The following is a 10,265-nucleotide window of genomic DNA, read 5'->3' on the forward strand; positions in this document are numbered from 1 at the left end:
TCGGGCAGCGTGCTGATGGTAGTCTCCGACATGTGGCATATCCCTTTCTCGGCTGAGAATTGACGGCGTCTGAACACCGCCATGATATGCCGCCCCTCAGGGCATCACCAACTTTCGCGCGTTACTCGTCTGAGACTTCGTGAGCGCGTTTCAGCAGGATTTTCCGGTCTCCCTTGAGAGTCCGGCTCTGGGACGGTTTCAGCTCCTTTCTGAGGCCCTTGCGCACTCTCTCTAGGGCATCGTTGGCCATGCGCACCACATGGAACTTATCGACCACGATACGGGCCTGGGGCAGCACAGCCTTGACCGCTGCCCGGTAGGGGTTCCACATGTCCATGCTGACGATCTCGACCTTCTGCCGGTCTTTCAGCTTCATCAGGTAGTTGGTCACCACGTCCTGGCGGCGGGTGGCCAGCAGGTCGAGCAGGGTTCGCTCCTCAATGTTGGTCAGAATGCAGCGGTAGCGCTTGTTCAGGTATAGCTCGTCAATGCCCAGGATGCGGGGCGTCTCGAAGCGGTGCCAGCGCCCCAGGAACTCGGCGCGGGCGTTGAAGATGTCGCGCACCGTCTTCTCGTCCAGGCCGGTCTGTGCCGCCACAAAGGTGTAGGGGTGGTTGAAGGATTCCTTCTCCACGTACTCATGCAGCCGCAGTGTCATACGGAATCCGTCCACCATCTCCGGTAGCTGGGGCCTGAATGTTGTCTTGCAGGCCCGGCAGGTGTATCGGCGGCGGACCACCCAGAGAGTGACCCGCTTGCCGTGGATGGGCAGATCACGATAGGGAACGTCACGCTTGCCGAACCGCACGAACTCACCCTGCACGCCGCACCCCTCGCAGGCTACTGGTGTAGGTGCTTCAAGCCGAAAATGTATGTCTTCATTCTGCTCATCAGAATCCACCAACTGGTACCCAGGAAGGCTTAACGAATTAATCATCTCCCGCCTTGATCAGAAAAACAGGTAGGTGGCGTAACCGGCAATCATCGCCATAGCAAAAATGACTGCTAAAAACGCCGCTAAAAGCTTCAGCGTGAACAAAGAGCGCAACAGAATGAGCTCAGTCAGGCTGGCTCCGGCACTGCCGATGATCAACGCTAGCACCGTCCCGGCACCCACGCCTTGGGCCATCAGAGCCGCTGCCAGAGGTATGACGGCTTCAGCGCGAATATACAACGGCACGCCGATGACAGCGGCAACTGGAATGGCAAAGGGATTATCTGGGCCTGCATACTGCTCCAATAAGTCAGTGGGCATGAAACCATAGATCACGCTGCCAATCGCAATACCGATGAGCAGGTAAGGCAACACATCGATAAAGTCCGACCAAGCTTCCCGCCACACACCACTGTACTTCCCTTCTTTCTTAACCGTGACAGTGGGTTGACTGTCACAGCATTCGCTAGACGTAGAGACTGTTGTCTTCCTATCAGCCCCGCAAGAAGCCGTCTTCGGAGTGGTGTCGCAGCTGTTGGTGCCGCAACTCGATGCGGTCGATGTAGCACTGCACGGGCTTGCTGATGAACTACATCCACTGCTCTCTTGTGTCGCCGTCCGGCGCACATAACGCTCGAAGCCAAGCGTGTGAAGCAGCCATCCGGCACCTACCGCGACCACCAAAGCGGCGAGCACATAGATAGCAGTAAGTGTCCATCCAAACGTGGCAACCAGCAGGCCGACGACGATAGGATTCAGCAACGGAGATGAGAAAAGAAACACCATCATCGGCCCAAAACCGGCCCGTGCCCGAATCAACCCTTTCAACATGGGGATAGTCGAGCAACTACAGAAGGGCGTTATAGCTCCTAAACCAGCAGCAAGAAAATAGCCTCGCTTCCCACTGGAAGTCAGTAACGCTTCCACCTTGGATGGTGGGATGTGACGTTGAAGAACTCCGACCAGCAAGCTAATGCCAATGAATACAACCGATAGCTCGATAGCGAGAAAGGCGAACATGCCTAGAGCGTCTTGGAGTTGAGATGACATTCAATATTACTCCTATATTTCTAGTATTGTCGAAATGATGTACGCAGCCTACTTGCGTTTATCCGACCTGTCAACTATAATTCTAGAAACATCGAATTATTGGGGCGTGCTATGGATCACGAAAAGGTTGCAGCCAGCTTAGCTGAGCTAGGGAATAGTCACCGACTGTCCGTGTTCCGCTTTCTGGTCAAAGCTGGCCATGATGGGGCTTCGGTCGGAGATATCCAGAAGGGGCTGGGTATTCCTGCTTCGACGCTATCACATCACCTTGCGCGCATGGCCAAGGTAGGGCTGATCCGGCAGGAGAAACATAGCCGCACGATTGTCTGTATACCCGGGTATGGGCACCTAGAGAATTTGATCGGTTTCTTACAAGAGGAATGTTGTGCAGGTGTCCGGATTGCGCATGAACCAGAACCGCTTTGACGCTTGCCCAGCTCTCGCTGTCCTCCCTAGTCAGCATCGCTATGAAGACTCAGGCGAAGGTGGAAACAGAAAATTGGCAGTAGAGTAGGCTGAAGAGGATCAATCAGATAATCCGCTGAGAAAGATTTTCTTCTTTACATCTTTGGCATTTTATCAACCAGAAATTCCGGATACCCCGAATACCTCGGACCCGTGGGCGATTATCTGACGCTTGAGCCTAGCGCGGGCACCGGCCAGCTTGCCCGCGCACTGATCGCGGCCGGGCACAGCCCGCAAGAGTTGACCATGATCGAGCGTCACCATGCGCTAGCGGCCGCGCTGCGCAAGATCGGTCCCACCATTCACCGCTGTTTTCTGGATTATGCCGAGGACGTGAAAGGTCGCGCGGTGTTCCCCCGGATCGTCATGAATCCGCCTTTCCGCGACGTGCGAAAACACATCGAGGCGGCGCATTCCCTTCTCGACCGAGGCGGACACATGGAACCGGCAACCCTTGTCGCCTTGGTGCCCGTAACATTCGAGCATCCCGAGGCAGAGCATCTGGAGACCTTGCCACCCGACACCTTCAGCACGGCGCGGGTGCATACGAAGATCATCAGGATTCGCCGTTAAATAAAGGTAGCCAGAAGGGAGCCGCGCCCCGCCCCGCTTCGGCGGGGCAAATATTTGCGGCCAGCATCGCCTGCTAGCGCCGCCGATGCTGGCCGCAAATGGCTTCGCCACACAAGGCAGCGCGGCAAGCCGCGCCACGAGATCCTTTTGCGTTCGCCATGCAGGCAACGCCCGCATTCGCGGGACGAAATTGCCCACAGCACTCGCTCACGATCCTTCGCTCTATGACCGCGCGTCCCGTTCGCTCGGCTGCAAGCCCGAGCCGCTGACGCGTCTCGGGTGGACAATTCCGCCCTGCCCTTCCGCGCAGTCTGCCGACAGAATTTCAAGCGCCTTTCTGCGTTGATCGGGAGGTAGATCACTCAAGACACGGCGGGCGAGCTTGACTCTGCCGCGAACGCCCAAGCCCGCTCGAATCAGCTTCTGCCCACAGGCTATAAAATAGGCGCGAAGTTCCTCGAACGTCGCCATCTGCGCCCAGAAAGCCGCATCGTCCTCTATGTCGGCAAGTGCTGGCATCGGCGGTCCCGCACGGTATTCTTCCAATAACGACGACATGACCATTTCCGCGTCCTGCCAGTCGCAGCGCAATGCGGCCTCTATCAGAGCATTCGCGCGGGCCAACCGTTCGCCCGGGTCGAGATCGGTCGAGCTTCCCTCGGAGGCGGCTTGCGAGAAAGGTTCATCACGCATGGCGCGTAACCCCTTCCCAACGGATCGAGAACATCCCGCCCAATGCCGCCGGATCAATGTCCCACCGCATTTGCACCTGACCAGTATTCCACCGATACAGAACGCCGGCAAACTGTTCGACACCTTCATCCTTTTCAATAAAAAGGATTTTTACAGGATCTGCATATTTCTTGGATTTCGACATGGGGCACCCCGAATGGTTAGAGCCGGATAGCATCGGCTATCCGGCTTGCCCGCTGGCGAAGCATGGGGGGTAGCAAACCTAGCCTGATTCGACAGGATGGTGCGGGCGCAGGCCGTAGGCCGAGCCACGGTCCTGTCTAATCTGGCTAGGTGCAGCGAGGGGGTGTCCCCCTTCAACTACGGCGGGGCGTTCGGCTTGTCCGAATCCCCCGCCGGGTCGCAGCCGCCGAGGCGGCGGATCGCAGATCATTCAGCGGAAGAACCGCATTCGACCGGAAAGGGCTGTTCGGTATTCAGGGCATAGCTCATGCCGTTGATCGTCAGGTCAATCTCGGCGCTGCTGCGCAGCACTGCGATAACCTCGTTCCATGGATCGCCGTCGGTGCTGACCAGCGTTCCGTTCTGGATCTTCCCTTCAAAGCTGCGTTCCGACGACTTTAGCTGATAGTCGCCGCTGTAGTTTTCCCCTTGCACCGTCATCATCAGGTGATTTTCCGGGGGAATCATCGCCCCGTCAGGATCGCAGACAACCGACAGCGCAACACCCTCGCCGGATGCTTCATAGACGTGAAGGCCCCGAAAATCCTTGGTCTCCGTCCATGCGAGAGCAGGACCGGAAGCAAGGCAAAGGGCGGCGATCAGACAATGTTTCATTTCAAAAGCCTTTCAATCGTTTCGTCTAGGGACGCAAACCAACCAGGTTCGACCTGACCAAGCAGCAACGCGGAACGCGGTGCCTTGTCGCCATCACGGACCTGCGCGGCGATCTGTGACAGCACTTCAGGAGACACCCCAGGACCGAACCGCCATATCCATTCGTTACCAGCACTTACTTCTTGCACTTGAGGCACATACCGAGGCTCAAAATTAACCTTTGGCATTCTATTGAAAGCGGTCCGCAGCACCGTTTCGCGGGGAAACCCTTGTGATTCAAGTTCCTCTAGAAGGGGAACATGCCTCGCGAGCACTCGCAGCCTTAGAGATATGCGAACCGGGTTTCTTCCGGCCTGCGTTCGCGGCGGAAGAACCAGCTCGGCCAGCCCGGAGTCCACGGGCTTTTCACGCCTTTTGCGCTCGGTTTCCGGCTTGACACTCAAAGACGAGGGTGCAGGCGTCGGGGCCTTCCCCGTTGCGCCATCAGCCATATGTTGTTGAACCGGCGCGGTTTCCGGGGCTGGCGGCAAGTCTGCCTTTGGCGGTTCCGTAGCGGGCGGGCTAGGCTCGGGCGCTTTTGCGGCGGGTTGCTTGAAGGCCTTGATCGCTTCTGGATTGATGGCGTCGAGTTTGGGCCTGCCCGTCTGGACCGACTTACCGAACCCGGTCTGGTCTGGCCGTGTAATCTTCATGCGTTCACGCGCCATCTACGGTCTCCATCGCTTCACCCGTCAGGATGCAGTTCATCAGGTCCGTTGCGTGCGCCAATGCGCTTTCATAGTGCAGCGCCTGCCCTTTGTCCTTCCACTCACCGTTGCGCGCCTGGTCCAAAAGCGTGCCGAGCAGCCCGCGTTCGTCCATGTCCCGATACTGGCTGCGTTCAGGCACGATGCTTTTCAGGGGCCGAAATTCTTGCACCATGGACTTGTAACGCGCCATATCGTTGCCTGTCATTCCTTTCGGTGTCCCACGTCCGTCATAGGACAAGAGGCTCGTGGGCATCCTCGTTAGCACCACATGCAACGGTGGAACGCTGGCAGGGTCGTCCACGCGTGTTTTAAGGTCGGAATACCATTGCAATGTCTCGCGGGTCCGCTCCGCATCAGACCGCGAGTTCAGGCAAGGCACAATCAACCGATCTGAAACACTTGCAAGGTGGTCTGCCCAGTCCGCCCCCTCCCCCTTAGTGTCGATCAGGATGAAATCGACCTTTTCGTCATGTTCGTCCACCAGATCGAACAGGTCTTCAGAGCTAAGGGTGGCTCGGACGGTAAGCCGGTCATCATGGTTGCCCTGCTCTGTGGCCGAGGTCCACCAGGTCAAAATGTCCTCATTCGGATCGAGGTCGATGACGAGGCACTTGTGCCCCGAGAAGACTACGGCCGATGCCAAAAGCTTCGTGAGGGTCGATTTTCCCGCCCCGCCCTTTTTCGTCATCATTCCGAGAACGATTGCCATGCTGCGCCCATAAATAATGCATTCGTGAACATACTGTAGCACTAACGCCTGCACGGGTAAAGTCATGCGCTAGCACGTTCACGACTGCACAACGTGCAGAACGCACACGGCAGAGCAAGCGCAAAAGCAACCATACACGGGCGCAAGAACATAATCATTAATGCACATACGCGGGACAGCGCGCACGCAAAACAACACGCAAGAGAACACGCAACTATAAGTGCAACCGAAAGTGCAACAGTTAGTGCAACAGTTGGTGCACACATGGCCCGGAATCGCCCGTATGGCGATCCGATTGTTAAAAATGATCTCCCTTAGGGGGCGAAGGCACTTTGCCCGCCGTAGCGCCCGCAGGGCGCCTCTGTGGTGGGTATGCGCCAGAGGTGCATACCGGGCATGAAACGGAATCGCAGCACCATTCCAGCCAGACTTCCTTGACAGTCAGCCAGTCTGGCCTGATACTACGATGTAACGATGGCAAGAAATGCAATCGTAATTTTTTACACTTTGGTCATGCCCGGTAGATCGAACAAACTGACCCCCGCAGACGAAAAAAAGATCGTCGCAGCCGTCCGTTCAGGCGTCCCCGTGGCCGTCCTGGCTAAGCGTTTTGGTGTGACGCGGCCGACAATTTATCGGGCCATCAGGCGCTTTCATGACAAGGCATCGGTGGTTCAGGTCGGCACAGGGCCAGTGTCTTTCACGATTGATCGAGCCGAACTGCGCGCGTTCGACGCTTTCGTTGGGCGGCTCGGCATCAAAAGCCGTGCTGATGCTCTGCGCCGGGTGTGTCGTGTCCCTGCGGGCTTTCTGGAGCCTGATCCTTATCTGGCTGATGCAATCAATGATCTGCGCAATGAGTTATCGGCGCTTGGGCGCAACGTGAACCAGCTCGTCGCGGCCAAGAACTACGAGTTGCGGCGGGGTCAGAAGTTGAAAATCAGCAAGGAGCAACAACAGCTACTGGTCGATCTGCTTGAGCATATCGACGGTGTAGGGGTGACGGTTCGGGAGCTTGAAGGCCGGCGGGCTTCGGAGACGGTCAGGCGGCTTGTTGCGGGGATGACGGGGGCTGAAGATGCAGCGTCGTGATGCAGTTGCAGCCGTCACAGGCCGGCTTTTTGAGGACGATTGGGGCAGGGTGGGTCGCAGTCGCAACCTTGGTGCGGCTCGCCATATGGCACGCGCAGCACAAGGGGCGTCGCCGGCATTTTTCAAACTGATCCGAACGGGGGGCTGTTCGTCACGCGAGCAACTGGCTTCGCAGTTCAGCTATCTGTTCAGCAAGAGCGTAGATATTCATGACTCCAAGGGCTTGTTGGATCACAATAAAACCCTGACGCCCGAGCAGATCGACCGCGCGGTTGCACGATGGGCGGATGACTGGAGGGGCAAGATGAATGCCGCCCGCACAACCCACATGGTTATGTCGTTTCCACGAGGCGCGAATCCACGCCATGTCAGCCTGATTGCCGGTGAAATTTGCCGTGAAAAGCTGGGCGGGCGGTTCGATTACATGATCGCTGTCCACACGGACAGCCCGAACAAGAACCCCCACGCCCATATCATCGTAAACCGGCGCGGCGGGCAGGGTGAGTATTTTGCCCTGCGGCGCGGGACCGAATATACATATGAATCCTTCAAGGAAGCCATGGTTGACCATGCCAAGCGGTATGGCATCCAGCTCGAAGCCACCACCCGCCTTCAGCGTGGTCATGTGAACTATCCACCTACGGATGGTCAGTGGCGACGGGCAAAGGAGAAGGCCGCTGATACGGGCCAAGCCTTCGAGGCTCCGGCCGGAAAACCTCGTGTCGGTGCAGCCTTGGCCCGCGCCACGGACGAAATTCGCGATTGGTCCCTGCGCTATCGCGACCTGTCGAGCTTCGCCTCGGCCAGCAACATGCAGGATCTTGCGACCGCATTTGAAAAAGCAGCCCACGTCCTCGCCCAAGGCGGGGTCATTTTGGCGAAAGGAGAACCATACATGACTGTTGAGGAAGATTTTGATCGCGCCGCCACAGACCTGAAGAACGCTGTGGATCGCGCAGAACGCAGTATTTCCGAAGCTGCACCGAACCAGCGTCCTGCCATGGAGCGCCAACTTGCAGAGGCGCTTGCATCCGTCGAGCATTTGCAGCCCCTTGGGGCACGGTCGCGCGACCTTAGCGACGTTGCCAGCAAAGATGGCATCTATTCGGCCCAGAACGTCGAGGCGATCAATTCCCGCTTGGCTGTGGAAGGGCGCGACAAGCTGTCGGCCGCCCTGGACGGCACGGGCATTGATCCTGTCGAAGTTGAGGCGCGTATGCGGGTGGGGGCCAATTCGGCCGCGCTGGAAACTCGATGGACACAGCAGGACGTGCAGAATGTGGCCGAGATGCGCGGTCTCGATCTGCGCGACGAGGCGCAGATGCAGCAGGCGCTTGAGGTTGTCGAGGCGGCGCATAACCGTATCGCCCAAGACTATGGCATAGACGATGCGATCGAACGCCGTGCCGCTTTGGCCGAGGCAGGGACCGATGCCATTGCAGATTATGAGGCGCGGTTCCCTGATGGTGATACCAGAATGGCGGATGAGATTTCGGCAGACGCCCGCCGCGCTCAAGAGCAGGAGGAAGCAGAGCTGGACGCGGCAACCGATGCAATGATCCAAGTGCGAAATGAAGTGTTTGGTGACGATACAGCTAATCGCGACCGAGCTGATGATACGTCCGGGGCGGTAGACGTTTTGGAGACGTTACGGGCGTCTTATGCTGATGGGCAAGGCGCACGATTTGCCTCTTCATCGGAAGCAGATGCAGCGATAGCCAAGGTGGATGATGCCTATGGTCGCGGTGCATGGGATAGGTTGAGGTCGGGCGATACAACTGACCTAATCGACGATTTCAGGTCGCAAGGTGAACGCTTCCAGGTTGTTTCAGCGGTTCAGATCGCCACCGCACATGCTGTTCGTGAACACGGACACAACATGGATACCCGTGAGCAACTGGCGCGTTCTCGCGAGGCTGATACACGCGACCATGCCCCGACTACATCTATCGGTTCGACCGAGGCCGCGCGTCACGAACTGCGCCAATACGCCAATCCTGTCGGCGCCGATGACGAACGCCGTCTCCGCGAGGCTGTCGAACGTGCCCTGACGCGCGACGAGATCGAGCGCCTGAAGCGGGGCGATGTGGATGGCCTGAACGGTGTTGGAAGCCGCGAGGAACAGCTTGCGATGGCCCGCGATTACCTGCGGTCCACGAATGATCCAACCGCACAGCAGGGCCTTGATCGCGTGAACGAGCAGCTTGCAGCCGAGCGCGAACAACAGCGCCGTGAGCGCGGGCATGAAGGAGGCGGCCATGAATAAGCTAAGACTGCTTGGTGGCGTCCTGCTTTTCATGCTGATCGGCGTGGGTTTCGCCTACATCGTGGGCACCGGCTTCCTGTCCTTCTGGCGTGGCCACAACGGCCAGACGCTGGATTGGTTGGCAATCCTGCGTGAATACCCGAGGTTGAAGAGCTACGATCCGCGGGCCTTCCAGATCCTCAATCTCATCCTCGGCGCGTGCATCATCTTGTCGCTTCTGTTCGCTGCCAAGGTGCTGACGGAAAGCCTGACGACCTTTGGCCGCACCCATTGGCAGAAGCCACGCGAGTTGAAGGCCAATAAATTCTTTGAAACTCCGGGGAGGGGTTTTGTGGTTGCAAAGGCCGGGCCGTCAAAGAGCAGGGCGCAGTTTCTCTGTTCGGCCACCTGGCCCCATTGTCTGATGGTTGCCCCAACCGGCGCGGGTAAAGGCATCAGCTTCGTCATCCCGAACCTGTTGCTGTTCAAGGGTTCGGCCGTGGTCCTGGACGTGAAGGGAGAAAACTTCGAGCTGACCAGTCGGCATCGCCAGTCGCAGGGCGATAAAATCTGGCGGTTTGCTCCGCTCGATTGGGAAAACCCCGGGCACCGCTACAACCCTCTGGATCGCATCTATTCGCTGAAGAACCCCGATCAGCGCCAGATGGAGATCCGGTTGCTGGCCGAGCTGTTCCTACAGACCGAGGATGACGGGGCGAAGGGCCTGCTTGACGGCGGCATTGACCTGTTCGTCGCTTGCGGCATCTTCGCGATGGAGCGCGGAACGCCGACTTGAGTAACGCGCGAAAGTTGGTGATGCCCTGAGGGGCGGCATATCATGGCGGTGTTCAGACGCCGTCAATTCTCAGCCGAGAAAGGGATATGCCACATGTCGGAGACTACCATCAGCACGCTGCC

General features: G+C 57.9%; 11 protein-coding genes and 1 pseudogene. 5 read left to right on the forward strand and 7 right to left on the reverse strand.

The features are described 5' to 3' along the window. Positions 1-127: 127 nt before the first annotated feature. Together IT41_RS18440 and IT41_RS18445 are read right to left on the reverse strand one after the other, a co-directional pair. Positions 128-937: pseudogene (locus IT41_RS18440) on the reverse strand (ISL3 family transposase); the annotation flags it as partial. A 12-nt stretch (positions 938-949) separates the two neighbouring features. Then, positions 950-1,984 (reverse strand): permease, encoded by a 1,035-nt coding sequence (locus tag IT41_RS18445; RefSeq protein WP_036744123.1) that lies wholly within the window; start codon positions 1,982-1,984, stop codon positions 950-952. A 111-nt stretch (positions 1,985-2,095) separates the two neighbouring features. On the opposite strand from IT41_RS18445, the gene IT41_RS20365 reads away from it, so the two are divergent. After that, positions 2,096-2,410, forward strand: coding sequence for an ArsR/SmtB family transcription factor (locus tag IT41_RS20365; RefSeq protein WP_074948229.1), 315 nt, complete (start codon positions 2,096-2,098; stop codon positions 2,408-2,410). A gap of 192 nt (positions 2,411-2,602) precedes the next feature. Further along, a complete protein-coding gene (locus IT41_RS18450; protein ID WP_175496464.1) occupies positions 2,603-3,022 on the forward strand; it encodes a class I SAM-dependent methyltransferase in 420 nt (139 codons plus the stop codon). A gap of 222 nt (positions 3,023-3,244) precedes the next feature. Here IT41_RS18450 and IT41_RS19610 read toward each other — a convergent pair whose 3' ends face one another. The 5 genes from IT41_RS19610 to IT41_RS18465 form a co-directional block, all read right to left on the reverse strand. Further along, positions 3,245-3,715, reverse strand: a complete 471-nt coding sequence (locus tag IT41_RS19610; RefSeq protein WP_052081782.1) for a hypothetical protein — start codon at positions 3,713-3,715, stop codon at positions 3,245-3,247. After that, complete coding sequence (locus tag IT41_RS21055) at positions 3,708-3,899, reverse strand: hypothetical protein (protein ID WP_074948228.1); 192 nt, start codon at positions 3,897-3,899, stop codon at positions 3,708-3,710. The genes IT41_RS19610 and IT41_RS21055 overlap by 8 nt, the downstream gene beginning before the upstream one ends. 245 nt (positions 3,900-4,144) lie before the next feature. Next, positions 4,145-4,552 (reverse strand): hypothetical protein, encoded by a 408-nt coding sequence (locus tag IT41_RS18460; protein WP_036744124.1) that lies wholly within the window; start codon positions 4,550-4,552, stop codon positions 4,145-4,147. Next, entirely contained in the window at positions 4,549-5,259 is a 711-nt protein-coding gene (locus IT41_RS21060) for a hypothetical protein (protein WP_139221789.1), read from the reverse strand. Before IT41_RS21060 ends, IT41_RS18460 begins: the two co-directional genes overlap by 4 nt. Next, a complete protein-coding gene (locus IT41_RS18465; RefSeq protein ID WP_036744126.1) occupies positions 5,249-6,010 on the reverse strand; it encodes a ParA family protein in 762 nt (253 codons plus the stop codon). The genes IT41_RS21060 and IT41_RS18465 overlap by 11 nt, the downstream gene beginning before the upstream one ends. A 474-nt stretch (positions 6,011-6,484) precedes the next feature. On the opposite strand from IT41_RS18465, the gene IT41_RS18470 reads away from it, so the two are divergent. The 3 genes from IT41_RS18470 to IT41_RS18485 are packed head-to-tail and all read left to right on the forward strand — an operon-like array spanning position 6,485 to position 10,143. Then, the gene (locus IT41_RS18470; protein WP_081967632.1) at positions 6,485-7,102 is read left to right on the forward strand and encodes a helix-turn-helix domain-containing protein; all 618 of its coding nucleotides are present in this window, start codon (positions 6,485-6,487) and stop codon (positions 7,100-7,102) included. Continuing rightward, positions 7,089-9,368, forward strand: coding sequence for a relaxase/mobilization nuclease domain-containing protein (locus IT41_RS20370; RefSeq protein WP_081967633.1), 2,280 nt, complete (start codon positions 7,089-7,091; stop codon positions 9,366-9,368). Before IT41_RS18470 ends, IT41_RS20370 begins: the two co-directional genes overlap by 14 nt. Next, positions 9,361-10,143, forward strand: a complete 783-nt coding sequence (locus tag IT41_RS18485; RefSeq protein WP_036744139.1) for a type IV secretory system conjugative DNA transfer family protein — start codon at positions 9,361-9,363, stop codon at positions 10,141-10,143. The genes IT41_RS20370 and IT41_RS18485 overlap by 8 nt, the downstream gene beginning before the upstream one ends. Positions 10,144-10,265 lie beyond the last annotated feature (122 nt).

This window comes from Paracoccus halophilus (assembly GCF_000763905.1).
Classification (GTDB): domain Bacteria; phylum Pseudomonadota; class Alphaproteobacteria; order Rhodobacterales; family Rhodobacteraceae; genus Paracoccus; species Paracoccus halophilus.